Source organism: Paralcaligenes ginsengisoli (assembly GCF_054781135.1).
The window spans coordinates 1-25,892 of the sequence record NZ_BAAGUZ010000024.1; the positions used below are offsets into that span (position 1 = coordinate 1).

Below are 25,892 nucleotides of genomic sequence, written 5' to 3' on the forward strand. Positions count from 1 at the left end.
CCGGCGCTGGACTACCGCCGGACTGCACAGCACCGCCCACCCTGCGGCTTGCGTTGAGGGAATGCATAGAGAAGAAGCATTGGGGTCATGCACCGAGAGAAACGTTGAGGTCATGCATCGAGGTATACGCTGAGGCCGGCAAGTTCATTCCAGGCAAGCCCTAACGTGAGCCGTCTATCGGGGCTTGGGGTCAGGACCGGCGTAAGGCGTGCGCCGGATGCTACCGTAGGGAAGGCGGGGGCTTTCGGCGGGCCATGTTTGAGCGTAGCCGCGCCAGCGGCGTAGCGAGTTTGGCCCGACGCCCGCCTGGACGAGGTAGATCCGGATGAAGCACGCCGTGCCGGTCCTGACCCCAAGCCCCGATAGACGGCGTCTTTAAATACCAATACCCACCCACCGAATCCCGTAAACAACTCGAACCAAAAATGCATCTAGATGCCGCCTCACCGCACTTCTTGCCGACGGCTCAATACCGGTCGAAGTACGACTGGATTTGCGCAATGTTCCCGGTGACACCCAAGGCCAGCATCAGCAGAATACGCGCTTTTTGCGGATTCAGGGAATTGGCAGAAACCAGGCGCTGCCTGGCATCGTTGGCGCTGGCCGACACGATTCCCGAACCGACGCGGCTGGAGCGTACGCAAATCACCTTGTGTTTTACGGCAAGCCTGGCGCCTTTGCGCGCCTGGGGAGACAGGCTCCCGTTGCCGCAGGCGGCGACAACAATCCCTTGGGCTCCGGCCGCTATCGATGCTTCGTAAAAATGCAGGCCGGCATTTTGGTGGTCATAAATAATATCTACCGAGGGCAAAGCCTTTGTGGCCGATATGTCGAAGTCCGTCTGAGTGGTATGCAGCCGTGTGGGAGTTTGGTACAGGTGAACCTGCTGGTTGTTGATGTGGCCGATACATCCTTGTTCGTATGAACGAAAGGTATCGACCTGGGTCGTATTGGTTTTGCTGACAAAACGGGCCGCGACGATGCGATCGTTGAGCGAGACCAAAACACCCAGGTGGCTGGCCTGGGGATGGGCGGCCAGCAACACTGCGTTGTAGAGATTGAGGGGGCCGTCGGCGCTGATCGCCGAACCCGGACGCATGGCGCCCACAAGAACCACAGGTTTATGGCTTTTCACTGTCAGATTGAGGAAATACGCGGATTCCTCGAGTGTGTCGGTGCCGTGTGTGATGACAATGCCATCGATATCCGGGTCGGCCAGCAACTGGTTGACCCGCGTCGCCATTTTGAGCAGCATCTTGTTGGTGATGGCAAAGCTTTCGATATTGAACAGCTGTTCGCCGCCGATCCGGGCCAGCTTGGCGATTTCGGGCACGGCCTTGAGCAATGAATCGATGCCTTCGGTGACGCTGTAGTCTGTCAGGGCGGTCGAGCTTGGCGCGGTCGAGGCGATGGTGCCGCCGGTTCCTATGATGACAACGTGGGGCAGTTTTGATTTGTTCATGCGAGGCGATTTCCTTGATCTGCGGGAGCGGTGTATTCCAACCAGGCGGGCCGGCAACAATTTTACTTCCGGAATGCCGCACTGCGCGACCCCTGGGCCTCAACGGCGATCGGCTTCTTTCTTGATGAGTTCGTAAAGCACCTTGGCCGCCGGAGACAGCGGGCTGTGCTTTTTGCAAAGCAGGCCGAGCGTTCTCGAGACTTCGGGTTCGATCAGGGGGATGCCTTTCAGCGTGGAGTGGTTTTTTGCGGGCAAGGCAAGCTGCGGCACAGCAGCGACTCCCAGGCCTGCTTCAACCAGGCCCAGCAGCGACGACACGTGCGCGACTTCGAAAAAGCTGCTTGGACGGCGTGCGCTTTGCGCCAGGGCGGAGTCGATCAATACCCTGTTGCCGCTGGACTTTCCGACGCTCATGAAGCGTTCGTCGCATAATTCCTCCCAGCGCACCTTGCGCCTTTTGGACAAGCGATGGTCCTTGTGCACCGCCAGTACGAAGCGTTCGGTGAATACCGGCTCGAATTCGAGATCCGCTTCCTGGGTGCCGATAAAATTGATGCCGAAATCGGCCTGCCGATTGATGACCGCATTCAGGACCGTATTGGCGCTTTCATCCAGGATTCTCACGCGGATTTGCGGGTAGCTCTTGGTGAATTTTGCGATCACCGCGGGTAAGAAGTAGTACGCGGCCGAGGGCACGCAGGCTACGGTTACCACGCCGCGCCGTTGGGCGGCCAGGTCGGCGATCCCCAGCATCGCTCCTTCCAGTTCATCGAGCGCGCTGCGCGAATGGTCCAGGAATGTACGGCCCACATTGGTAAGCACGACGTGGCGGGTACTGCGTTCGAACAGTTTGACGCCCAGTATGGACTCCAGCTTTTCGATACGGCGGCTCAGGGCCGGAGCCGACAGATGGAGATCGTCGGCGGCAGCCCTGAATGAGAGCTTTTCGGAAACGGCTACAAATGCCTGGAGCTCTTGCAGGTCGAAATTGATGCGTGCCATGCAATAGTCCTTGTTAAAGTTGCAATTCACTAATTTTCAAGGCAATTGCATCATACTCGCATGGAAAAAGAAATACCTTGCGTACTGATGCGTGGAGGCACCTCCCGGGGGCCTTTCTTCTGCGCCGATGCCTTGCCTGCCGATGTTGCCGAGCGTGATCGGGTGCTGATTGCCGCGATGGGTTCGCCCAACGATTTGCAGATCAACGGATTGGGCGGCGGAAGCACGCTGACCAGCAAAGTGGCGATTATTTCGCGGTCGGCCCGGCCCGATTGTGACGTGGATTATCTGTTTGCCCAGGTTTCGGTCAATCAGGCTCTGGTCGACACCCGCCCCAATTGCGGAAATATGCTGTCGGCAGTGGGCCCGTTTGCGCTGGAGCAAGGGCTGGTTCACGCCAGCCGGGATGAAACCATGGTCCGGGTTTTCAACGTCAATACGCAGACGGTTATCGAGGCCATTGTCAAGACACCCGATGGCCACGTGACCTATGAAGGCAATACGCGCATCGACGGCGTACCGGGGACCAGCGCGCCGGTAATCCTGAATTTCCTGAATGCAGAAGGCAGTCTGACGGGAGCCTTGTTCCCCACCGGATCGCCTGTCGATATGATCGACGGGATCGCCGTAACCTGCATAGACGTGGCCATACCCCTGATGATTATCGCCGCCGATTCCCTGGGCTTGGAGGGCAACGAAGCCCCCCAGGAGCTGGACTCCAATGCGGACCTGATGCGGCGGCTTGAAAAGCTGCGCCTTGAGGCGGGGCTGCGCATGGGGCTGGGGGACGTGGCGCACAGTGTTGTTCCCAAGCCGGTGCTGGTCAGTGCCGGCGCGGATGGTTGTTCAATACAGTCGCGCTACTTTACGCCGCATCGTTGCCACAATGCGCATGCGGTGACCGGTGCGATCGGCGTGGCCAGCAGCTTTATTCTTCCTGGCACGGTATCCCATGAATTGAGGGGGGCGATGCCGCCCTCGGGGGGAACCGTGACAGTCAGGCATCCGGCAGGGCAGATCGAAATCTCGCTTCAAACCATAATGGAGGACGGGCAACTGCGGATCAAGAGGGCCGGGGTAGTTAGAACGGCAAGAAGAATCATGAGGGGAGCGGTATCCGTACCCGGGCCGACTTCCTGATCTACTTATATAGCAAGCAAAAGGAGTTTGAAATGAAATTCGCGATAGCGGCAACGCTGGCCATTATGTGCACGGCGACAACCGCAGCCTGTGCGGCGGACGCCGATTTTCCCGACCGCCCCCTGACCATAGTCGTGCCGACGGCTCCTGGCGGCGGCAACGACGCCATGGCGCGTATCGTTGCTCAAAAAATGGGTGCCGAGCTGGGTCAGACGGTAGTGGTCGAAAACAAGCCAGGTGCCAATGGCGCGATTGCTTCAGGCTACGTGGCTCGCGCCAAGCCCGATGGATATACGATTTTGTTCGGCTATATTGCCACGCATGCGATCAATCCGGCCATACAGAAGGTCAATTATGATCCGGTCAAGGACTTTGCTCCGATCGGCGAAGTGGCTACCTCGCCGACCTTGCTGGTGGTGAATGACGCCGTGCCGGCCAAAACCGTGCAAGATCTGATTGCTTTGTCCAAGAAGCCTGGTTCAAACCTGAATTACGCCTCGGCGGGTACCGGGACCGCTCCTCACGCTGCGGGCGAGTTGTTCAAGCTGGCCACCGGCGCTGTGATGCAGGATGTGCCCTACAAGGGCTCGGCGCCCGCCATGATGGATACGGTTTCAGGGGTCACGCAAGTTATGTTTCCGAGTCTGTTCACCGGAGCGCCTCAAATCGAGAGCAAGCGGGTGCGTGGCCTGGCGGTTGTGGGGGATAAGCGTTCGCCTCTGTTTAAAAATTTGCCGACTTTGAAAGAACTGGGCATCGATGTGTCGGTTGATCAGTGGTATGCCCTGTTTGCGCCGGCCCAGACGCCAGCTCCCATTATTGCCAAGCTGAACAAGGCGTTGAATGGCGCGTTGAAGGATTCGGTCGTTGCACAGAAGTTCGTGGATCAAGGCGCTACGGTGGAAGGCAGTACGCCGGCGGCATTGGGTGATCTGGTGAAGAATGATTTGGCCAAATGGAAAAAAGTCGTTGCCGCCACGCATATGACCGCGAACTAAAGTGTTTTCGGTTTACGTGTTTACAGAGCTGAGCGTTGCTGTGTAGGCGACGGTTAATTCTATAAAGACGCCACAGGATGGGCGGTGCTGTGCAGTCCGGCACGTCCAGCGGTCGTGGTGCTACGCACCCCGACTACCCGGGTCTGCCTCGTCCAGGCGGGCGTCGGGCCAACTCGCAGTGCCTCGCGCGCGAGGCACTGCTCAGACAGGGCCCGCCGAAAGCCCCCGCCTTCCCTTCGTCAGCACCCGGCGCTGGACTACCGCCGGACTACACAGCACCGCCCACCCTGCGGCTTGCGTTGAGGCAATGCATAGAGAGATACGTTGGGTAATGCACCGAGAGAAACGTTGAGGTCATGCATCGAGGTACACGTTGAGACCGGCAAGCTCATTCCAGGCATGCCATTACGTGAGCCGTCTATCGGGGCTTGGGGTCAGGACCGGCGTAAGGCGTGCGCCGGATGCTACCGTAGGGAAGGCGGGGGCTTTCGGCGGGCGCTGTCTGAGCCCAGCCTCGCGAGGCTGGGCGAGTTCGCCCGACGCCCGCCTGGACGAGGTAGATCCGGATCAAGCACGCCGTGCCGGGCCTGACCCCAAGCCCCGATAGACGGCGTCTTTAGATACCAATACCCACCCATCGAATCCCACAAACAACTCGAACCAAAAATGCATTACACAGGCATTGCATCGTAGGGGAAGCCATTGCGGCCTCCCGCAGTCAACGCATCGGCCTTACGGATACAGGCCGCGCACTTCGCGGGCTTCCAGTATGCGTGAGCATGCCACGATAAACGCGGCGGTTCGCATGGTGACCTGGTGCTCTTTGGCGACCGCCGAAATCGAGGTGTAGGCCGAGCGCATCATGGTTTCAAGGCGATGGTTGATTTCGGGTTCAGTCCAGTAGAAGCTGGAAAAATCCTGCACCCACTCGAAATAACTGACCGTGACACCGCCCGCGTTGGCAACTACATCGGGTACGATCAGAGTGCCTTTCGATGCAAGGATATCGTCGGCTTCTGGAGTGGTCGGGCCGTTGGCGCCCTCGACCACGATCCTTGCGCGGATGGAGTTGGCATTGCTGCTGTTGATCTGGCCTTCCAGGGCCGCCGGGATGAGGATTTCGGTTTCGAGAGCCCAGAAATCGGCGGGATTCAGGCTTTCCGCTTCGGCGGCTCCGGCGATTCCGCCGGTTTGTTCCACATGGTTGAGCAGGGCCATGACGTTCAGGCCATTGGCATTGTGCACGCAGCCCGTATGATCCTGGACTGCGATGACTTTGGCGCCCAATTCGTAGAACAGGCGCGCCGCCGTGCCGCCCACATTGCCGAAACCTTGCACGATGACCCGGGCACCCTGCAGGGTGATACCCAAGTCTTGTGCGGCTTCGCATCCCACCACGAAAACCCCCCGGCCTGTCGCCTCGACACGGCCCAGGCTGCCGCCCAGCGACACTGGCTTGCCTGTGACGACCCCTGTTGCCGTGGAGCCTTCGTTCATGGAGTAAGTGTCCATCATCCAGGCCATGGTCTGGGCATTGGTGTTGACATCGGGTGCGGGAATGTCTTTGTGGGGGCCGATGATTACACCGATTTCGCTGGTGTAGCGGCGCGTGATCCGTTCGAGTTCGGGGCGCGAGAAATTGCGCGGGTCGATGCGGACCCCGCCTTTGGCTCCGCCGAAGGGCAGGTTGACGGCGGCATTTTTCACCGACATCCAGGCGGCCAGCGCCATGACTTCGGAGAGCGTGACATCCTGGTGGAACCGCACGCCGCCTTTGCCCGGACCGCGCGACACATTGTGCTGCACTCGGTAGCCCTCGAAGTGGGCCACGGTACCGTTATCGAGTTCTACAGGAACATCCACGATCAGGGCGCGCTTGGGACGTTTGAGCGTTTCCAGCCATTTGCTCAGGCGCCCCAGGTATGGCGCAACCCGATCGACCTGCTCTAGATAAATACCCCAAGGACCCAGGTCCTTGGGGTCGAGATAAGAAGGAAGTGCATGCGTTGGGTGCGTCGACATTATGTGGCCTCTAGTGTTGAAAGGAATGCCTGTTGAGAGAGTTTGGTGTTTCGTCTTGAAGCTGCAAGCTTACTATGTCCCTATTTAATTTTTAAAATATTTAAATAGGGACGTATATTGTTGCGTGCTTGTCATGGCTTTCACGCAACGCTGAATCCTGTGCCGATATCACAACAAGGACGAGAGGAAGCCGCTCGATGTTCAATCCGCGGCGGCTTTCATTCCGGACTTGCCGCGCCGGAAGTTTCCTGGCGGAAATACCGAACGAGCCCGCCGGCCATCATGCATGAGCTTATGTGTTTTCGGATTAATGCTCAATAGCGATAAACAGCTAACCATTAATTCGTTCCTTCGCGGCTCATATGCGTCCAGACTACGTTTTTGCATAGAGTCATTGCGGCATCGGCCATGAGCCCGATACTGTGGGCCGGATTGCTTCCGGCATCGGCGCAAGGGACTGAACCAAGGCATGTCGTGAGTACTTTATTACATTCTTTCCCGGATACTGAAACATCCAGTCAATGGACGGCGCTGGTCGATAGGGTGGCCGGCATAGCCGCCGACCATCCCGATGCCGTGTTTGCATCATCGCTGGCAGCCGAAGACATGGTGTTGCTGCACGCCCTTGTTCAGGCCAAGGCTCCGATCGAGGTGTTCACGCTGGATACCGGGCGGCTGCACCCGCAGACCCTGGCCATGATAGACACCATTGCGGATCGCTACGGCGTAGCCGTTCGTGCAGTCAGGCCCGATCCGGCAGCGGTACAGGAACACGTGGCGCAGTTCGGCGAGTTTGCCTTCTACGACAGCGTGGACTTGCGCAAGGCCTGTTGCGGCATTCGCAAGGTCGAGCCGTTGCGTCGTGCCTTGCAAGGCCATTCAGCCTGGCTGACCGGGCAAAGACGCGATCAATCCATTACGCGCACCGAATTGGCCGAATCCGAATTCGATACGGTGTTCGGCTTGCAAAAGTACAACCCCCTGGCGAGCTGGACCACCGATCAGGTATGGGCCGTCGTACGCGCGCTGGATATCCCCTACAACCCGCTGCACGACCAAGGCTATCCCTCGATAGGCTGCGATCCCTGTACGCGGGCGATCCGGCCGGGCGAGGATGCAAGGGCCGGCCGCTGGTGGTGGGAGCAGAAATCGTCCAAAGAGTGCGGCTTGCATGCCGGCAATTTGAAGACGATGGAAGTCCAGGCCGGCTAGCGCTTGCCGGGACTGATGAATTGAGTTGATGCCGGATTTGAAGAGGAAGATTATGGGTGACATTACCGCACGGACACATCTGGACTGGCTGGAGTCCGAGGCGATTTATATTTTGCGCGAGGTGGCGGCCGAGTGCGAACGGCCCGTGCTTCTGTTTTCAGGCGGCAAGGATTCTGTAGTGCTGCTGCGTCTGGCCGAAAAGGCATTTCGCCCGGCTGGCTTTCCATTTCCCTTGATGCACATCGACACCGGCCACAACTTCGACGAGGTCATCGAATTCCGCGACCGTTGCGTGGCCGCACTGGGCGAGCAATTGATCGTACGCAATGTCGCGGATTCGATTGCCCGTGGCACGGTGGTTTTGCGCCGCGAAACCGATTCGCGCAACGCCGCGCAGGCCACGACTTTGCTTGAGGCGATAGAGGAATTCGGCTTTGACGCATGCATTGGCGGCGCCCGGCGCGACGAGGAAAAGGCCCGGGCCAAGGAGCGGGTTTTCTCGTTTCGCAACGAGTTTGGCCAATGGGATCCCAAGGCCCAGCGCCCGGAATTATGGAACCTGTTCAACACCAAGGTTCACAAGGGCGAGAACATGCGGGTCTTTCCGATCTCGAACTGGACTGAGCTGGACGTGTGGCAATACATACAGCGCGAAGGCCTGAGCCTGCCTTCGATCTATTACGCGCACGAGCGGCAGGTGATTCCCCGCAATGGGCTGCTGGTTCCATTGACGCCGCTTACTCCGCTCAAAGATGGCGAAACGGCCGAGACCCGGACGGTGCGTTTCCGGACGGTGGGCGATATTTCCTGCACCTGCCCGGTGGCTTCCACGGCGGGCAGTCCGGAAGCGATTATTGCCGAAACCGCTATTACAACCATCACTGAGCGCGGTGCCACGCGCATGGACGATCAAACTTCCGAGGCTTCGATGGAGCGTCGCAAAAAATTGGGGTATTTTTAATGAATGCAATCAATGAGTCCTGGCTGTCGACCGCCGATACCGGGGTGCTGCGCCTGATCACGGCCGGATCGGTCGATGATGGCAAGTCCACGCTGATCGGACGCCTGCTGTATGACAGCAAGGGTGTTTTTGCCGATCAGCTCGAATCCATCGCGCGTTCCAAATACAAGCGCGTGGCGGCCAGTGAAATCGACTTGTCGCTGCTGACCGACGGGCTTGAGGCCGAACGCGAGCAGGGCATAACGATTGATGTCGCGTATCGCTACTTTGCCACGCCTTTGCGAAAATTCATTGTGGCCGATGCGCCGGGGCACGAACAGTACACGCGCAACATGGTTACTGGCGCCTCCACCGCCCAGGTTGCCATTATTCTGATTGACGCCAGCCGGGTCGTGAATGGCGAACTGTTGCCGCAGACCAAGCGCCACAGCGCGCTGGCGAAAATGCTGGGATTGCAGCATATTGTGGTGGCCGTCAATAAAATGGATCTGGCTGGCTGGGATGCCCGGCTTTTTGAACAAATACGCGAGGCCTATGCGGCACTGGCCGAAAAACTCGGCATAGCCCAGTTTCATATTGTGCCGATATCGGCCCTCAAGGGCGACAATGTGGTCGAGCGTTCCGGGAATACCCCTTGGTACGATGGCCTGCCCTTGCTTGCCTTGCTGGAAAATCTGCCCTCGGCCACCTCGGCTGCGCAAACCCCCGCGCGGTTTTTTGTGCAGTGGGTCATCCGCCACGGAGGCCACGACGTGAACGATTTCCGCGGCTATGCCGGACAACTGTCGGGCGGCAGCTTGCGGGTTGGCGACGAGATCAAGGTACTGCCTTCCGGTGAAAGCGCCAAAGTGGCCCGCCTGGTGCAATTCGATCGCGATGTCGATCTGGTGATCGGCGGCGACAGCGTAACCGTGGTTCTGGATCGCGATATCGATGTGTCGCGCGGCGACCTGATTGTGGCTGCCGACGCGCCCGTTCGAGTGACCAAAGAGTTCGAAGCGGAGCTATGCTGGCTCGATCAGCAGGCACTCAGCCCGGTGCGCCAGTACTGGCTTAAACAGGGTACGCGCATCACGCAGGCCAAGGTCAAGGCGGTGCACACTCGTCGCGACATGCGCGAGTTGCTGCATGTGGAGGCGGGCGGGGCGCTGGCCATGAACGACATCGGCCGCGTGACACTGGTGTCGCGCGATCTGCTGGCGATCGATTCTTACACGGATCAACCGGTTACCGGTTCATTTATCCTGATCGACGCGGCTACCCATCAAACGGCCGCGGCCGGCATGGTGCGTTAGGCAGGGGCGCGGGTGCTCCGCGCAGCCCCCCTCAGTTCGGCGCCTGCTTGATTTTCATATGGCGGCGTTCCATTTCCTGGCGCAGCTCGCGGCGCAACAGCGCCGCGTTGAAGCGCCCACGCTCTTCGTCGTTGCCTGGCTCCAGCGGCGGCACCTCGACCGGCGTGCCCTGGCTGTCGACCGCGATCATGGTGAAATAACAGCTATTGGTATGGCGCACGAGTTTTCGGCGTATATCTTCCGTGACCACCTTGATGCCGATTTCCATTGATGTGCGGCCGGTGTAGTTGACCGAGGCGTAAAACGTCACCAGCTCGCCTACATGGATAGGTTGGCGAAACATGACCTGGTCGACCGACAGGGTGACGACATAGGTTCCCGCATAACGGCTGGCGCAGGCGTAGGCCACCAGATCCAGTTGTTTGAGTATGGCCCCGCCATGTACATTGCCCGAAAAATTGGCCATATCGGGTGTCATGAGAATGGTCATGGAAATCTGGTGTGTGGCGTCGTTCATTCTTTGTGCAGGGATATTGAGTGGATGGTTCGGGCGGCCTGGGGCGGCCGGGCTTGATGTGTCGTTGCCGAAGGAGCGGACACAAGGCCCGCCCCTGGCAATGGGGAATGCCGCCGATGCCGAGCAAAAAAAAACCAGTTGCAGTACTTTTAGGGTATATGAAAGATGCCACTGTAAAGAAGTAATGTGAGGTTGTCGATGTCTGATTCCATGGAAATTCGCCTGGCCGGGGTGCGCGAACGCATTGCGGCGGCTTGCGCCAGAGCGGGGCGTTCACCGGACGAGGTCGTGCTGCTGCCGGTAAGCAAAACCTTCGGGCCCGACTCAATACGCAGCGCGATGGCATTGGGCCTGACGCGATTCGGTGAAAACAAGACTCAGGAAATCCGCCAGAAGGCACAGGAGTTCGGCGCGGCGGATCTGGCCTGGGTGATGATAGGCCATCTGCAAACCAACAAGGCCAAAGAGGCCGCCCGCCTGGTGGCTGAAGTCCAGTCTCTCGATCGCTTGTCGCTGGCTCGCGAGCTCGATCAGCGTTTACAGCAGGAAGGTCGGGCCATCGATGTCCTCATACAGGTCAAGACCTCGGCGGAGCCCAGCAAGTTTGGCCTGCCGGCGGAGGAACTGCCGGAATTCCTCAAACAACTGGCGGCGTTCGACTGCTTGCGAGTCCGGGGCTTGATGACGCTGGCCGTGAATTCCGCAGATGAAATGGCGGTGCGGATGTGTTTTCGCACCTTGCGCTTATGGCGGGATCGTTTGCGGGCCGACGGGGCGGCCGGCTTGACGCGATTGTCCATGGGCATGAGTGGGGATTTTGAATGGGCCATTGAGGAAGGTTCGACAGAGATTCGCGTGGGATCGGCGATTTTCGGCCATCGCACCTATGCGAATGCTGCTGCACAGGAAGGATCTCCGGTCTGCTAAAATTCGCCCAGGCCCATCGACGCGTACCGCGTACGAAACAATAATGCGGCTTGCGTTTTTCCAGCGGTCGAACCCAGATATCGAAAACAGGAGCAGCAATGCGAACCATCCGGAAATTTACATTCCTCGCTGCGCTGCCGGCAATCTGGCTCGGCTGTGCCTTCTCCCCGGCGATTGCGGCAGACACGATTGCCGCCGGCTCCATCACCAACAGTCCGCCGATGATTTCCTATGCGTCCGACGGCACTACGCTGCAGGGCGTTATCGTCGACCTGGCCGCGGCGATGAGCAAGCAGATGGGCAAGACAATTGCCTTCAAGCCCATTCCTTTCAATGGGCTCTTGCCGGCCATGCAGGCGGGACACATCGACATTACCTTTACTCTCATGAACGACACGCCCGAGCGCGAGAAGATCATCGACTTTGTCGACTTCTTCAATCTGGGCACGATGCTGCTGATCAAGAAAGGCAATCCGCAGCATGTGGAAAGCCTGGAAACCATGTGCGGCCAAACCGTCTCCACGGTCCAGGGGTCGACGCAGCTCGCGCTGGTTGCCGAAATGAGCGGTAAATGCACCGCGGCCGGAAAGCCCGCGATCCAGAATCTGCAGTACGCGCAGCCTTCGGATGCGCGGCTGCAAGTGCAAACAGGCCGCGTTGCGGCGTTCCTGGGCAATTCGCCGGTCATGGTCTATTTGGCCAAGACGGCGGGTAATGGCTCCATCTTCGATGTCGTTCGCGGCCACGAATATCAGCCGGTGCCCTTGGGAATCGGTGTGTCGAAAACCAATCAGCCTTTGCGCGATGCCTTGCAGAAGGCGCTCAATTCGCTGATCGCCGACGGCAGCTATCGCAAGATCCTCGAAAAATATCAGGTCGAGGGCGGCGCCGTGACATCGGCCGCGATCAACGGCGGTCAGAACCTCAAGCTATGAGGCGCGGCTCGGGCCATGCGGCCCGCGAAGGCGGCCGCGGGAGGCCGGCGTGAATCGCGTTGTGCCGCTGCGGCGCCCCTGGCTCTGGCTTGGGAGCGCCGTGGTGACGGTGGTGCTGGCCTTGCTGGCCGTTTCAGTCTATCGCAATCCGCACATCGACCATTCAGTCATTATGCAATATCAGTTCGCGCCGGCGATCCTGCAGGGCTTGCGCACGACTGTCGTGCTTGCCGTCCTGGCGGCGATCATTGGTCTTGCGCTGGGCATTGTGCTGGCTTTCATGAGGCTGTCCGCCAGCCCGGTCCTGCGGCTGGGCAGCGGTTTCTATACCTGGCTGTTGCGCGGCACGCCGCTGCTGGTGCAAATCCTGCTGTGGGGTAATCTCGCGCTGCTCTTCCAGCACATAGGCCCGTTCGACACCAATGCGATCATGACTCCGTTTGTCGCTTCCGTCGTTGCCTTGGGCCTGAACGAGGCCGCCTATATGGCGGAGATTGTCCGGGCGGGGATTCTGTCTGTCGATCGAGGCCAGTACGAAGCTTCGCTTGCACTGGGCATGCCGCGCACGCTCGCGATGCGGCGCATCATCCTGCCGCAGGCCCTGCGCGTCATTATTCCCCCGGCCGGAAACCAGTTCATTTCGCTGTTGAAAGCCACGTCGCTGGTTTCGGTGATTGCCGGCGGCGATTTGCTGACGGCGGCCGAGAACATTTCCTCGGCCAATCTGCACACGATCGAGCTGATGTTGGTGGCAACCTTCTGGTATCTGGTGCTGACGACGATTACGAGCGCAAGCCAGTATTTTATAGAGCGGCGGCTTGGCCGCGCGGGAACGGGGCTGCATGGCACTCGATGAGGCGAAGCCGGCGGGCCCAAGGCCGATGGTCCGCGCACAGGATGTGCACAAGCGCTACGGACGCGATGAAGTGCTCAAGGGAATCAATCTGGAAGTCTCCTCCGGAGAGGTGCTGTGCCTGATCGGACCTTCGGGCTCGGGCAAGAGCACGTTTTTGCGCTGCATTAATCATCTGGAAAAGATCGATGCGGGGCATCTGTGGGTCGATGGCGAGCTGGTCGGTTACCGCGAGCGCGGCAATCGACTCTACGAGCGTCACGAGCGCGAGGTTTGCCGCCAGCGTGCGGGCATAGGCATGGTTTTTCAGCGTTTTAACCTTTTTCCTCATATGACGGTGCTCGAGAACATTATCGAAGCGCCGCTGCATGTGAAGCATGAGTCCAAGCCCCAGGCCGTGGAGCGCGCCCGTGCATTGTTGCAGCGGGTGGGCCTGCAGGGAAAAGCCGATGCCTATCCCAGCCATCTCTCGGGCGGGCAGCAGCAGCGCGTGGCGATTGCGCGGGCTCTGGCCATGCAGCCCAAACTCATGCTCTTCGACGAACCGACGTCCGCGCTGGACCCTGAGCTTGTCGATGAAGTGCTCGCGGTGATGCGCAGCCTGGCCGACGAGGGCATGACCATGGTCGTTGTGACCCACGAAATGGCTTTTGCCCGCGATGCCGGCGACCAGATCGCCTTTATGGACGGCGGTGTAATCGTCGAATCGGGGCCGCCGGGCGAGGTGTTGTCGCGTCCGCGGCATGAGCGGACCCAGGCTTTCCTGGCCCGGGTGATCGGCGCATAGCCATCGGCATGCCTTGGCATGCCGCATCGCTGCCTGCGGTTACATTCAAGGGCGATGATCGTATCTTCTAATGCCGGATTCGGCAGAGATCGGGCATAATCAAGCGCGTAATAATGTATTTATACGCCAATGCGTAACAATATATCCGTGATTTAAGGAGAATCCGAATGTCCAAATTGTTTAAAGGGCTGCTTGCCGTATCGGCTTTGAGCGTTGCCGGGCTTGCCTCGGCCGCATCGTGGCCCGAACGGCCCGTACAGTGGGTGGTGCCTTATGCCGCGGGCGGTGGATCCGACGTCATAGCCCGGCTGGTCGCCGCCGAGCTCCAGAAAAAGCTGGGCCAGAACCTGATTGTCGAAAACAAGCCCGGCGCCGGCACGATCATCGGCGCGACTTTTATCCAGCAGTCCAAGCCTGACGGCTATGTCGTGGGCACGGCGGATTCGGGCACACTGGCGTATAACCCTTCGCTGTACTCCAAGCTGCAATACGATCCGGCCAAATTTACCTATATAGGAGGGTTGGCTCGCTTTCCCCTGATGCTTGCCGTCAACGAGAAATCGCCCTTCAAGACGGTGGACGAGGTGCTGGCCGCCGCCCGCAAAGAACCTGGCAAGCTGACATCGGCTTCGGCGGGCAATGGTTCGCCACATCACCTGGCTCTTGAAATGTTCAACCAGCTCGCGGGCGTCAAGATCGTCAATGTGCCTTACAAAGGCGCCGCGCCGGCCATGCAGGATTTGCTCGGCGGGCAGGTAGACATGGCTTTTGTCGATTCGGCGTCGGCCTATGCCAATATCAAGGCCGGGAAAATCCGTGTCCTGGCCGCGGCTACCCCGGAACGCGTCGCGATTTTCCCCAATGTGCCGACCATGGCTGAAGCCGGGGTGAAGAACTTTACGGCGTATGCCTGGCAGGGCTTGGTGGGCCCCGCGAATCTGCCTGCCGATGTTGTCAGCAAGCTCAGTGCCGATCTTGAAGCCACGCTCAAGACCAAAGTGGTCGACGATAAGATCCGTGCAATGGGCGTTGAACCCATGCCGATGTCACCCGCCGAATTCAAGGGGTACGCCAACAAGGAACAGGCCGAGTGGGCCAAGGTGATTAAAACCGCAGGCATAAAGCTGGACTGACAAGCCGCTTGAAAACAGGGGCGGGCGCAAGGGCCGCCCCTACGGCTTATTTCACACAGGCCGCCCTGTCGGCCCGCTACCTAAACGCCGTAATGCTTCAGGCCATCGAGGCTCAGCACATGGACGGCGCCGTACTCGATCTTCAGCAATTGCGCCGCTTCCAGGGCCTGCAGCGCCTGGTTGGTGCGCTGGCGCGAAATCCGGGCCAGGTAGCCGATTTCTTCCTGCGTGATATTCAGGCGCATGCCCTGGCCGGGATAGAGCAAAGGATTGAAGAGTTCCGCCAGGCAGCGTGCGACCCGCGCATCGGGCGCCAACAGGCGATCGTACTCGGCTTTGCCTATGAACTGGGCGACCCGCTCGTTCAACTGATGCAGCAGATATCGATTAAAGGGAATGCTGCTGTCGAGCAGCCATTCGAAGCAGGCGACCGGCAGCCGTGCGATGGCCGATTCGCGCAGCGCAACCACATCGTATTTGCGCGCCTCGTGCTTGAGCAGCGAGCCCTCGCCGATCCAGCCGCCGGCGGGTACGCCGGTTAGAGAGGCGAGCTTGCCGTCGGAGTTGCCCACCGATACCTTGATCAAGCCGCTGAGCACGCCTATCCAGGCATACGCTTTTTCGCCCTTGCGCTCGATCATGGCGCCGGCCGGAAAATGAGTGACGGAAATATCACGCAAGACCCGGTCTTGCTGCTCGCCTGTCAATAGGGAAAACCAGGCTGCCGCACTTAGCATCGAATCTTTCAGTTGCATGAGGATTTACCCTAGGAAATGCGTGAATGTCGTATCCGTGACAATTTTCTGCAGCCCAAGCTTATACCTTTACATCCAACTGAATAAAAAAACATATTGGTTGAACGTCTGGATCCGCTTTTGCCTGAAACTTTAAAGCAGTCCGGAGGCCGACTCAAGGGAGACATCGTGGCGCCAGATTCATCTATGGCCAGGCCTGACGGGAAACCGGATACTTTTCCGGCTCTGGTCTTGTATCATGCCCGCGTAAGGGGCGCGCGGCCGGCTTTGCGTGAAAAAAACCTGGGCATCTGGCAAACCTTGACCTGGAGCGAACTGGCCGACCAAGTGCGTGAGCTTGCAAACGGTCTGGCTGCATTGCAGGTCCAGGCCGGCCAGCATGTCGCCATTGTAGGCGAGAACAGGCCGCGCCTGTACCTGGCCATGATGGCGGCGCAGGCGATCGGCGCCATACCCGTGCCCCTGTACCAGGATGCCGTGGCGCAAGAAATGCTGCATGTGCTGCATGACGCCGAAATTCATGTTGCCATCGTCGAAGACCAGGAACAGGTCGACAAAATGCTTGAGGTCTTCGGGCAGTGTCCTGCGCTGCGGCATATTGTCTACGACGATCCGCGCGGCCTGCGCAATTACATCAACAAAGACCTGCTGAGTTTCGATCGCCTGGTCGAGCTGGGTCGCGAGCATGCCGGCCGATATCCGGATTTTTTCGATGCCTCGGTGGCGGCCATCGACCCTCATGCTCCGGCCGCCATGTTTTATACCTCGGGCACCACCGGCAAGGCCAAGGGCGTGGTGCTGACCCACCACGCCCTGATTGACCGCGCCCGCGCCATCCACGAGATGGAAAACCTGAGCGATCGCGAAGAGGTGCTGGCGTATCTGCCGCCGGCCTGGATAGGCCAGAACATGTTTTCGTATACGCAATTTCTGGTCACGGGGTTTACCGTCAACCATCCCGAGTCGCCCGAGACGGTATCGATCGATATGCACGATGTCGGACCCACTTATTATTTTGCGCCGCCGCGTGTGCTTGAAGGTCTCCTGACTCACGTCATGATCCGCATGGAAGACGCCAGCCGGCTCAAACGCAAGGTGTTCAATGCATCCATGGCGCTGGCGCGCCGCGTCGGTGTGCGCATACTCGACAAAGACCCCGGCGTCGGTGCCTGGGACCGCTTCAAATACCGCTTGGGCAACTTTTTCGTTTATGGCCCTTTGCGCAACGCCCTGGGTATGAGCCGGGTACGGGTAGCCTATACCGCGGGCGAGGCCATCGGCCCCGATCTCTTTGTTTTCTACCGATCCATAGGCATCAATCTCAAGCAGTTGTATGGCTCCACCGAAACCTCGGTGTTCGTCTGCGTGCAGGCCGATGGGCAGGTCCGGGCCGATACGGTCGGGCCGCCGGTCAAGGGGGTTGAAATCCGCGTGGCCGACAATGGTGAAATCCAGGTCAAAAGCCCCGGCCTGTTCAAGGAGTACTACCGCAATCCCGAGGCGACGGCTGAATCCTACACGGCCGACGGCTGGTACCACACGGGCGATGCCGGATACCTCGATACCGACGGTCAGCTGAAAATCATCGACCGGGCCAAGGATGTCGGCAAGCTGGCCGACGGCAGCTTGTTTGCACCCAAGTACATCGAAAACAAGCTCAAGTTTTTCCAGTTCATCAAAGAGGCCGTGGCCTTCGGCGCCGATAAATCCGAGGTTTGCGCGTTTATCAATATCGATCTCGAAGCCGTTGGCAATTGGGCTGAACGGCGCGGTTTGCCTTATGCCGGCTATACCGATCTGGCTGCCAAGCCGGAAGTCAGCGAACTCATCGGCGATTGCGTCGATCAGGTCAATGCCGACCTGGCCGCCGATCCCCGGCTGTGCGGCTCGCAGGTGGCGCGATTCCTGATTCTGCATAAAGAACTCGATCCCGATGACGATGAGCTGACCCGTACCCGCAAAGTGCGCCGTGGGTTCATTGCCCAAAAATACGCGGTGCTGGTCGAGGCGCTGTTCGCGGGCCGGACCCATCAGTATGTCGAAACCGAGGTGAAGTTCGAGGACGGGCGTACCGGCACGATTTCGGCCGACCTTCCCATCGCAAGCGCCCGGATCCACCCCGGCAATGCCAAAAGGGCCGCGTAATATGACTCAAGCCACTCGCGACCAGAGAATCGGGGCAACAATCCTCGACATGCGCAACATTTCGCTGTCCTTTGGCGGGGTCAATGCATTGACCGAAATTTCGTTCGACGTCAAAGAACACGAAATCCGCGCCATTATCGGCCCCAACGGCGCCGGTAAAAGCTCCATGCTCAATGTAATAAACGGTGTGTACACGCCGCAGCAGGGTGAAATAAGCCTTGATGGTGTGCGCTTCAAAAAAATGAACTCGCGCCGCGCCGCGGAAATGGGCATCGCCCGCACGTTTCAGAATCTCGCTCTGTTCAAGGGCATGAGCGTGCTGGACAACATCATGACGGGCCGCAATCTGCGCATGAAAAGCGGCATTCTGGCGCAGGCCTTTCGCCTGGGCTCGGCCGAGCGCGAAGAAATCGCCCACCGCGAATTTGTCGAGAACATTATCGACTTCCTGGAGATCCAGGCGCATCGGAAAACTCCCGTGGGGCGCCTGCCGTATGGCTTGCAAAAACGGGTCGACCTGGGCCGGGCGCTGGCCATGGAGCCGCGCATGCTTTTGCTTGACGAGCCCATGGCCGGCATGAATATCGAAGAAAAGCAGGACATGAGCCGCTTCATCCTCGATGTCAATGACGAGTTCGGCACCACCATCGTGCTGATCGAACACGATATGGGCGTGGTCATGGATATTTCCGACCGCGTGGTCGTGCTCGACTACGGCAAAAAGATCGGCGATGGCGAGCCCGATGCGGTTCGCACGAATCCGGACGTTATACGCGCCTATCTGGGCGCGGGCCACTGAGCAAGGACGACAGCAATGGGATTTTTCCTGGAAACCGTGTTTGGCGGCCTGATGACGGGCATGCTGTATTCGCTGGTGGCATTGGGTTTCGTGCTGATATTCAAGGCGTCCGGAGTCTTCAATTTTGCGCAAGGCGCCATGGTGCTGGTAGCGGCGCTTTCCATGGCGCGCTTTTCGGAATGGCTGCCCAAATGGTTTGGCTTCCATAGCCTGTTGCTGGCCAATATTCTGGCGTTCGCCATCAGCGCGGTGTTGATGTGGGCGATTGCCGTGGTGATCGAGCGCTGGGTGCTGCGTCATCTGGTCAATCAAGAGGCCACGACCCTGTTGATGGCCACCCTGGGGATCAGCTATTTCATCGACGGCCTGGGCCAGATCGTGTTTGGCAGCACGGTGTATTCCATCAATGTCGGCATGCCCAAAGACCCGCTTTTCATCCTCAATTCGTTTTTCGAAGGCGGTGTGCTGATCAGCCTTGAAGACCTCACCGCGGCGGCCGTGGCCGCCTTGCTGGTGGCCGTGCTGGCCTTCTTCTTCCAATACACCTCGACCGGGCGGGCGCTGCGCGCGGTCGCCGACGACCATCAGGCGGCGCAGTCCATCGGCATACCGCTCAATCGCATCTGGATCATTGTCTGGACCGTGGCCGGCCTGGTGGCCCTGGTGGCGGGCGTGATCTGGGGCTCCAAGTTCGGCGTGCAGTTCACTCTGTCGACGGCGGCGCTGCGGGCCTTGCCTGTCGTTATCCTGGGCGGGCTTACTTCCGTGCCCGGCGCCATTATCGGCGGCCTGATCATCGGCGTGGGCGAGAAGCTGTCCGAGGTCTATGTGGGGCCGTTCGTAGGAGGGGGCATCGAGATCTGGTTCGCCTATGTGCTGGCACTGGTGTTCCTGCTGTTCCGTCCGCAAGGCTTGTTTGGCGAAAAAATCATCGATCGCGTTTGATGGTTTCACTCATCCCGGGTATTTAATTATGTTTTATCGCGAAAATGGCCAGTTCAAAAGCAGTTATCGGGCCGACCAACAGATTTTTCCCATACGCCAGGACCGGATCTTCATCGCCGGCCTGCTGGTGCTCGCCTTTGTGCTGGTTCCCCTGCTGGCTTCCAGCTACTTCCTGCAGGCTGTGCTTACACCTTTCCTGATCCTTTCCCTGGCCGCCATCGGCCTGAATATCTTGGTGGGCTACTGCGGCCAGATATCCATGGGCTCGGGGGCTTTCATGGCGGTGGGCGCCTACGCGGCCTGGAATTTTGGCGTGCGCACTCCCGCTTTGCCATTGATCGTCCAGATTCTGCTGGGCGGCGTCTTCGCCACGCTGGTGGGCGTGGTGTTTGGCATTCCCAGCTTGCGCATACGCGGGCTCTACCTGGCGGTTACCACGCTGGCCGCCCAGTTTTTCGCGGATTGGGCATTTCTGCGGATTCCGTATCTGACGAATTACTCGTCCTCGGGGAATGTATCGGTTCCGGCCTTGTCGGCGTTCGGCATTCCGATTCAAACGCCTGTCCAAAAATATCTGTTCGTACTGATTTTCGCCGTCGTGTTTGCCCTGTTGGCCAAGAACCTGGTGCGTGGCGCGATCGGCCGCCAATGGATGGCGATCCGCGATATGGATGTGGCTGCTTCAGTGATTGGCATACGCCCCGTTTACGCCAAGCTTACCGCCTTTGCCGTCAGCTCATTCATCATTGGCGTGTCGGGGGCGCTCTGGGCCTACATACATCTGGGCTCCTGGGAGCCGCTGGCTTTCGACCTGAATCGTTCGTTCCAGTTGTTGTTCATGGTGATTATCGGCGGCCTGGGCTCGATTCTGGGCAGTTTTTTCGGTGCGGCCTTTATTGTGCTGGTTCCGATTGCCCTGACCAATGTGCCTGGCTGGTTCGACTTGCCACTGGCCATCGATACCGCCGCGCATATCGAACATATGGTGTTTGGTGCGCTGATTGTATTTTTCCTGATTGCCGAGCCGCACGGCCTGGCCCGGTTATGGAGCATAGGCAAGGAGAAGCTGCGTATCTGGCCGTTCCCTCATTGATTGTCGCATTGACTGTTGCATTGGCTGTATAGGTACAGAAGTTCAGGCATTTGTTTTTAACGCTCGGCTGGCTCATTCGAACCGGACTGAACAACACACGGTGCGTAGAAACACCAAACGGAGGACTTGGAGATGAAACATACTTTCAAATTGGCCACAGCCATGTTTGCGGTGGCAGGCGCCTTGAGCGCCATGGCGGCGCCTGCTACAGCGGCGGAAGATCAGTTTATTCCCCTGCTGGCTTACCGCACGGGTTCCTTTGCGCCGCTGGGCATCCCCTGGGCCGACGGGAAAATGGATTACCTTAAATTGGTCAACGCCCGGGACGGGGGTGTCAATGGCGTCAAGCTCAGCTATGAAGAGTGCGAAACGGGCTACGCCACCGATAAGGGCGTGGAATGCTATGAGCGGCTGAAAGCCAAGAACGGCGGGGCATCGGGCTTCGATCCGCAGTCCACGGGCATTACGTTTGCCATTACCGACAAAGCCATACTCGATAAAGTATCGGTTGAAACCGTGGGCTATGGCCTGTCGCAGTCCGCCAACGGTGCTGTGTTCCAATGGAATTTCCCGCTGCTCGGAACCTACTGGACGGCGGCCGATACGATGATCCAGGATATCGCCAAGAAAGTGGGCGGCGTCGACAAGCTCAAAGGCAAGAAAATCGCCCTGGTGTTTCACGATTCGCCGTTCGGCAAAGAGCCCATTCCGCTGCTCGAGGCGCGCGCCAAGGCCGATGGTTTCGAATTGCAGCTTTATCCGGTCACCGCGCCCGGCGTCCAGCAAAAATCCACATGGCTGCAGATCCGTCAGAAACGTCCTGACTACGTGCTGTTGTGGAGCGCCGGGATCATGACGCCGACGGCGATCCGCGAGGCGCAGGCTATAGGCTATCCGCGCGACAAAATGTACGCCATATGGTGGGCCGGCTCTGAAAATGACGTGCAGGACCTGGGCGATGTGGCCAAGGGCTACAACGCGGTGACCATTCAAAATAGCGCCGAGCAGGGGAAGGTTCACCAGGACATCAAGAAATACCTCTACGACAAAGGCCAGGGCACCGACACCGACGGCAAGTATTTCGGAACCATCAGCTATACGCGCGGCCTGATGATTTCGATGCTGCAGGTCGAGGCGATCCGCGCCGCCCAGGAAAAGTACGGCAAGGGCAAGCACATGACTCCAGAGCAAGTGCGCTGGGGTTTCGAGCACCTCGATCTGACTCAAGACCGGCTTAACCAGTTGGGCTTCGGCGAGATCATGCGTCCGGTCAAAACCTCGTGCGAAGATCACATGGGTACCGACTGGGCTCGGATCATCCAGTGGGATGGCAAGAAATTCAAGGTCGTATCCGACTGGTACCAGTCCGACAAGAAATTCGTCAATCCGCTGGTAAAAGAGCTTGCCGCCAAGTACGCCAAAGAGAAAAACATCACTCCTCGCACTTGCAAGGACTGATGCCCGGCTGTCCGCCTGCCGCCGCCGTGCGGCAGGCGGATTCAATCGACGGCATGGAATGCTTTTTATGAATGCAAGAGCTGACACTGAAACGCCCAACATTCTGCTTAACGTCAATGGTATCGAGGTTATTTATAACCACGTGATCCTGGTGTTGAAGGGGGTGTCGCTGTGCGTGCCGGAAGGCAAGATCGTGGCGCTGCTGGGTGCCAACGGGGCCGGCAAAACCACGACTTTGCGGGCGGTTTCCAATTTGCTCAAGGCTGAACGCGGCGATGTCACCAAGGGCAGCATCGATTATCGCGGCGAGCGGATCGAACGGCTTTCACCGGCCGACCTGGTCAAGCGCGGCGTCGTGCAGGTCATGGAGGGCCGCCATTGCTTCGGCCATCTGACCATCGAAGAAAATCTGCTGACAGGTGCGTATACACGCGCTATTTCACGCGGCGATTTGAGCGCGGCGCTCGATCGCGTTTATGGGTATTTCCCGCGCCTCAAACAACGGCGCACCAGCCAGGCCGGCTACACCTCGGGCGGCGAACAGCAGATGGCGGCGATTGGGCGTGCACTCATGGCCAACCCCACTATGATTCTGCTCGACGAGCCTTCCATGGGGTTGGCTCCGCAAATCGTGGAAGAAATTTTCGAGATCGTGCGCGATCTGAACGAGCGTGAAGGCGTGAGCTTTCTGCTTGCCGAGCAAAATACCAGTATTGCGCTGCGTTATGCCGATTATGGCTACATCCTGGAAAACGGCCGCGTCATGATGGATGGCGCGGCGCACGACCTGGCCCAAAACGAAGACGTCAAAGAATTCTATCTCGGAGTTTCAAGCGGCGAGCGCAAGAATTTTCGCGATACAAAATTTTACCGGCGCCGCAAGCGTTGGCTTGCCTGATCCCGAGGGATGCCATGATGACGTATTTCGAAGAACGCGAATCCGCGCCCGCTGCCCAGCGCGAGCAGTTGCTGCTGGAACGCTTGCCAGCCGCCTTGAAGCGTGCCCGCGTCTATGCGCCGGCGATCGCCGAGCAGTTGCAGGGAATCGATCCCAATGCTATCGGGCGGCGCGCCGATCTCGAGCAGATCCCCGTAATTCGCAAAAGCGAACTGCTGCAGGCGCAACTGGATATGCGCCAGGGCCGAACCGGCGGGCAACTGGACGAGGTCGGCCGTATTTTCGGCGGCTTTTCGTCCATAGGCTGGGGCGACGCCTTGCGTGTATTCGCCTCGCCCGGCCCCATATACGAGCCCGAAGGCACGCGCCCCGACTACTGGCGCTTTGCCCGGGCCTTGTACGCGGCCGGCTTCCGGTCGCGGCAACTGGTGCATAACTGCTTTTCCTATCATTTCACGCCTGCCGGCTCGATGATGGAAACAGCGGCCCATGCCCTGGGCTGCACCGTTTTCCCCGGAGGCATAGGCCAGACCGAGCAGCAGGTCCGCGCCATTGCGGACCTGGTTCCCGCCGGTTACACGGGCACGCCCAGCTTCCTGAAGATCATTCTTGAAAAGGCCGACGAGCTGGGGGTGGCCTTGCCTTCGATCCGGCGCGCGCTGTTTTCCGGCGAGGCGTTTCCACCCTCTTTGCAGCGGTGGTTTGCCGAGCGCGGGATTGACGGCTACCAGGCATACGGTAGCGCCGATCTGGGTATGATGGCCTACGAAACCTCGGCTCGCGAAGGTCTGGTGGTCAATGAAGATATCATTCTGGAGATCGTGCAGCCGGGCACGAATCGGCCCCTGCCCATAGGCGAGGTAGGCGAAATCGTGGTCACCACGCTCAACCCCGATTACCCGCTGGTGCGATTCGGCACCGGCGACCTGTCGGCCGTGATGCCCGGTATTTCGCCTTGCGGGCGCACGAATATGCGCATCAAGGGGTGGATGGGCCGTGCCGATCAGACTACCAAGGTGCGGGGCATGTTCGTGCATCCGGGGCAAATAGCCGAGGTCGTCCGGCGCCACCCTGAAATCGGCAAGGCGCGGCTGGTGGTCAGCGGCAAGTTTGGCGCCGACCTGATGACTTTAAGCGTTGAAACCACCCATCCCGGCCCCGATCTGCAGGCCAGGATCACCGCGTCGGTGCGTGATGTAACCAAGCTGCGCGCCGAGCTGGAATTCGTGGAAACCGGCACTCTGCCCAACGATGGGAAGGTCATAGACGACCTGCGGGATTATGAATAAGTTTATCTGTTTTTCGGTGGTCCGATTGCGGTAAGATGCCTGCTGGAGTCGTTATCTCGGGTTTCTTACAGGGGAATTTTATGCGCTACGTTAAATACGCGGCTGGTGCGCTGGTCTTGTTTTCGGGGCTGCAATGGGCTCATGCCGATACGCTCGATGTAGTCAAGAAGCGCGGCTATGTCGAATGCGGGGTTACCACCGGTTTTGCGGGATTTTCGGCGCCCGATGCCAAGGGCAACTGGAAGGGGCTCGATATCGACGTCTGTCGCGCCGTGGCGGCGGCAACCTTGGGTGATGCCAGCAAATTCAAGGCCGTTCCCCTGAATTCACAGCAACGGTTTACGGCATTGCAATCGGGCGAAATCGATCTTCTGGCTCGCAATACGACTGTTACGCAACAGCGCGATACGGCCCTGGGCGCCATTCATGCCGGTATCAATTATTACGACGGGCAGGGCTTTCTGGTGCCGAAGTCGTTGAAGGTAAAAAGCGCCAAGGAGCTCGACGGCGCGACGGTCTGCATGCAAACCGGCACATCCAACGAAAACACCATGGCCGATTGGGCCCGCGCCAACAAGATCAGCTACAAGCCAGTGGTGATCGAGCAGTTCAACGAGGTGGTCAACGCCTTTGCCTCCGGCCGTTGCGATGTGTTCACGACCGATGCTTCGGGCCTGGCTTCGATTCGGATTTCCAAGCTGCAAAATCCTGACAATTATGTGGTTTTGCCGGAAATCATTTCCAAAGAGCCCTTGGGGCCCTTTGTGCGGCAGGGCGACGATGCGTGGCTGAACATCGTCAAATGGTCGCTTTATGCGATGATCGGCGCCGAAGAGTTGGGAGTTACGTCGAAGAATGTCGACGAGGAGCTCAAAAGCAATAATCCCAATGTTCAACGCTTGCTGGGGGTTACTCCAGGGGCCGGCAAAAACATGGGGCTTGACGAAAAGTGGGCTTACAACATCCTCAAGCAGGTGGGTAATTATGGCGAAAGCTTCGAGCGCAATGTGGGCATGGACAGCCCTCTGAAAATTCCGCGCGGCCTGAATGCGCAGTGGAATAAAGGCGGGCTGATGTACGCCTTGCCGGTGCGCTGATATCGCCGATATACCGGTTTTGCCCGTTGCGCCCTTGGGTTATCCGACCCAGGGCGCTTTTTTTATGGGGTGTTATGAGTTGGCGGGCTGCTGCTGCGTAGATCGTCGATGCCGTCATTTTCGTTCTTAAGACGCGGGGGTGGCGGCCCAGGCAGGGTGGGGCTCGCAT

Annotated in this window: 23 protein-coding genes; 18 read left to right on the plus strand and 5 right to left on the minus strand. The window is 58.9% G+C overall.

The features are described from left to right. Positions 1-466: 466 nt before the first annotated feature. Positions 467-1,462, minus strand: a complete 996-nt coding sequence (locus ACYVIS_RS12070; RefSeq protein ID WP_460874068.1) for an asparaginase — start codon at positions 1,460-1,462, stop codon at positions 467-469. A 99-nt stretch (positions 1,463-1,561) separates the two neighbouring features. Further along, positions 1,562-2,464 (minus strand): LysR substrate-binding domain-containing protein, encoded by a 903-nt coding sequence (locus ACYVIS_RS12075; protein ID WP_460874069.1) that lies wholly within the window; start codon positions 2,462-2,464, stop codon positions 1,562-1,564. 60 nt (positions 2,465-2,524) lie between these two features. Here ACYVIS_RS12075 and ACYVIS_RS12080 point away from each other — a divergent pair, with 60 nt between their 5' ends. Together ACYVIS_RS12080 and ACYVIS_RS12085 are read left to right on the plus strand one after the other, a co-directional pair. After that, positions 2,525-3,604, plus strand: a complete 1,080-nt coding sequence (locus ACYVIS_RS12080; protein WP_232741279.1) for a 4-oxalomesaconate tautomerase — start codon at positions 2,525-2,527, stop codon at positions 3,602-3,604. A gap of 32 nt (positions 3,605-3,636) precedes the next feature. Continuing rightward, complete coding sequence (locus ACYVIS_RS12085; RefSeq protein ID WP_460874070.1) at positions 3,637-4,602, plus strand: tripartite tricarboxylate transporter substrate binding protein; 966 nt, start codon at positions 3,637-3,639, stop codon at positions 4,600-4,602. 732 nt (positions 4,603-5,334) lie between these two features. Here ACYVIS_RS12085 and ACYVIS_RS12090 read toward each other — a convergent pair. Further along, positions 5,335-6,624, minus strand: coding sequence for a Glu/Leu/Phe/Val family dehydrogenase (locus ACYVIS_RS12090; protein WP_232741277.1), 1,290 nt, complete (start codon positions 6,622-6,624; stop codon positions 5,335-5,337). 474 nt (positions 6,625-7,098) lie between these two features. Here ACYVIS_RS12090 and ACYVIS_RS12095 point away from each other — a divergent pair, with 474 nt between their 5' ends. The 3 genes from ACYVIS_RS12095 to ACYVIS_RS12105 are packed head-to-tail and all read left to right on the plus strand — an operon-like array spanning position 7,099 to position 10,092. Then, on the plus strand, positions 7,099-7,836 hold the full coding sequence (locus ACYVIS_RS12095; protein WP_232741276.1) for a phosphoadenylyl-sulfate reductase: 738 nt from the start codon (positions 7,099-7,101) through the stop codon (positions 7,834-7,836). Positions 7,837-7,888: 52 nt separating this feature from the next. Next, complete coding sequence (gene cysD / locus ACYVIS_RS12100) at positions 7,889-8,797, plus strand: sulfate adenylyltransferase subunit CysD (RefSeq protein WP_232741275.1); 909 nt, start codon at positions 7,889-7,891, stop codon at positions 8,795-8,797. Continuing rightward, positions 8,797-10,092 carry a sulfate adenylyltransferase subunit 1 gene (locus ACYVIS_RS12105; RefSeq protein WP_460874071.1) on the plus strand — a complete coding sequence of 432 codons (1,296 nt, stop codon included), beginning with the start codon at positions 8,797-8,799 and terminating at the stop codon, positions 10,090-10,092. The genes cysD and ACYVIS_RS12105 overlap by 1 nt, the downstream gene beginning before the upstream one ends. 31 nt (positions 10,093-10,123) lie before the next feature. Here the strand turns inward: ACYVIS_RS12105 and ACYVIS_RS12110 are convergent, their stop codons facing one another. After that, on the minus strand, positions 10,124-10,609 hold the full coding sequence (locus ACYVIS_RS12110) for an acyl-CoA thioesterase (RefSeq protein WP_232741273.1): 486 nt from the start codon (positions 10,607-10,609) through the stop codon (positions 10,124-10,126). Positions 10,610-10,807: 198 nt separating this feature from the next. Here ACYVIS_RS12110 and ACYVIS_RS12115 point away from each other — a divergent pair, with 198 nt between their 5' ends. The 5 genes from ACYVIS_RS12115 (at position 10,808) to ACYVIS_RS12135 (ending at position 15,244) form a co-directional block, all read left to right on the plus strand. Beyond that, complete coding sequence (locus tag ACYVIS_RS12115) at positions 10,808-11,536, plus strand: YggS family pyridoxal phosphate-dependent enzyme (RefSeq protein WP_232741272.1); 729 nt, start codon at positions 10,808-10,810, stop codon at positions 11,534-11,536. 98 nt (positions 11,537-11,634) lie between these two features. Then, entirely contained in the window at positions 11,635-12,471 is an 837-nt protein-coding gene (locus ACYVIS_RS12120; protein WP_232741271.1) for an ABC transporter substrate-binding protein, read from the plus strand. Positions 12,472-12,520: 49 nt separating this feature from the next. Beyond that, entirely contained in the window at positions 12,521-13,327 is an 807-nt protein-coding gene (locus tag ACYVIS_RS12125) for an amino acid ABC transporter permease (RefSeq protein WP_232741270.1), read from the plus strand. After that, positions 13,314-14,111, plus strand: coding sequence for an amino acid ABC transporter ATP-binding protein (locus tag ACYVIS_RS12130; RefSeq protein WP_305072040.1), 798 nt, complete (start codon positions 13,314-13,316; stop codon positions 14,109-14,111). Before ACYVIS_RS12125 ends, ACYVIS_RS12130 begins: the two co-directional genes overlap by 14 nt. A 167-nt stretch (positions 14,112-14,278) precedes the next feature. Next, a complete protein-coding gene (locus ACYVIS_RS12135; RefSeq protein WP_232741269.1) occupies positions 14,279-15,244 on the plus strand; it encodes a Bug family tripartite tricarboxylate transporter substrate binding protein in 966 nt (321 codons plus the stop codon). An 80-nt stretch (positions 15,245-15,324) separates the two neighbouring features. Here ACYVIS_RS12135 and ACYVIS_RS12140 read toward each other — a convergent pair whose 3' ends face one another. Further along, entirely contained in the window at positions 15,325-15,999 is a 675-nt protein-coding gene (locus ACYVIS_RS12140; RefSeq protein WP_232741268.1) for a Crp/Fnr family transcriptional regulator, read from the minus strand. Positions 16,000-16,185: 186 nt separating this feature from the next. On the opposite strand from ACYVIS_RS12140, the gene ACYVIS_RS12145 reads away from it, so the two are divergent. From ACYVIS_RS12145 to ACYVIS_RS12180, 8 genes are all read left to right on the plus strand, one after another. Further along, positions 16,186-18,144 carry an AMP-dependent synthetase/ligase gene (locus tag ACYVIS_RS12145; RefSeq protein ID WP_460874081.1) on the plus strand — a complete coding sequence of 653 codons (1,959 nt, stop codon included), beginning with the start codon at positions 16,186-16,188 and terminating at the stop codon, positions 18,142-18,144. Position 18,145: 1 nt separating this feature from the next. Further along, a complete protein-coding gene (locus ACYVIS_RS12150; RefSeq protein ID WP_460874072.1) occupies positions 18,146-18,943 on the plus strand; it encodes an ABC transporter ATP-binding protein in 798 nt (265 codons plus the stop codon). A 15-nt stretch (positions 18,944-18,958) separates the two neighbouring features. Beyond that, positions 18,959-19,888, plus strand: a complete 930-nt coding sequence (locus tag ACYVIS_RS12155) for a branched-chain amino acid ABC transporter permease (RefSeq protein ID WP_232741266.1) — start codon at positions 18,959-18,961, stop codon at positions 19,886-19,888. A 28-nt stretch (positions 19,889-19,916) separates the two neighbouring features. Beyond that, a complete protein-coding gene (locus ACYVIS_RS12160) occupies positions 19,917-20,981 on the plus strand; it encodes a branched-chain amino acid ABC transporter permease (RefSeq protein ID WP_232741265.1) in 1,065 nt (354 codons plus the stop codon). Positions 20,982-21,113: 132 nt separating this feature from the next. Beyond that, entirely contained in the window at positions 21,114-22,439 is a 1,326-nt protein-coding gene (locus ACYVIS_RS12165; protein WP_460874073.1) for an ABC transporter substrate-binding protein, read from the plus strand. Between the two features lie 67 nt (positions 22,440-22,506). Beyond that, positions 22,507-23,337: an ABC transporter ATP-binding protein gene (locus tag ACYVIS_RS12170; protein ID WP_232741263.1), complete on the plus strand. Its 831-nt coding sequence runs from the start codon at positions 22,507-22,509 to the stop codon at positions 23,335-23,337. Positions 23,338-23,351: 14 nt separating this feature from the next. Next, positions 23,352-24,626, plus strand: a complete 1,275-nt coding sequence (locus ACYVIS_RS12175) for a phenylacetate--CoA ligase family protein (RefSeq protein ID WP_460874074.1) — start codon at positions 23,352-23,354, stop codon at positions 24,624-24,626. Positions 24,627-24,706: 80 nt separating this feature from the next. Continuing rightward, positions 24,707-25,723 (plus strand): amino acid ABC transporter substrate-binding protein, encoded by a 1,017-nt coding sequence (locus tag ACYVIS_RS12180; protein ID WP_460874075.1) that lies wholly within the window; start codon positions 24,707-24,709, stop codon positions 25,721-25,723. The last annotated feature ends 169 nt before the right edge of the window (positions 25,724-25,892 follow it).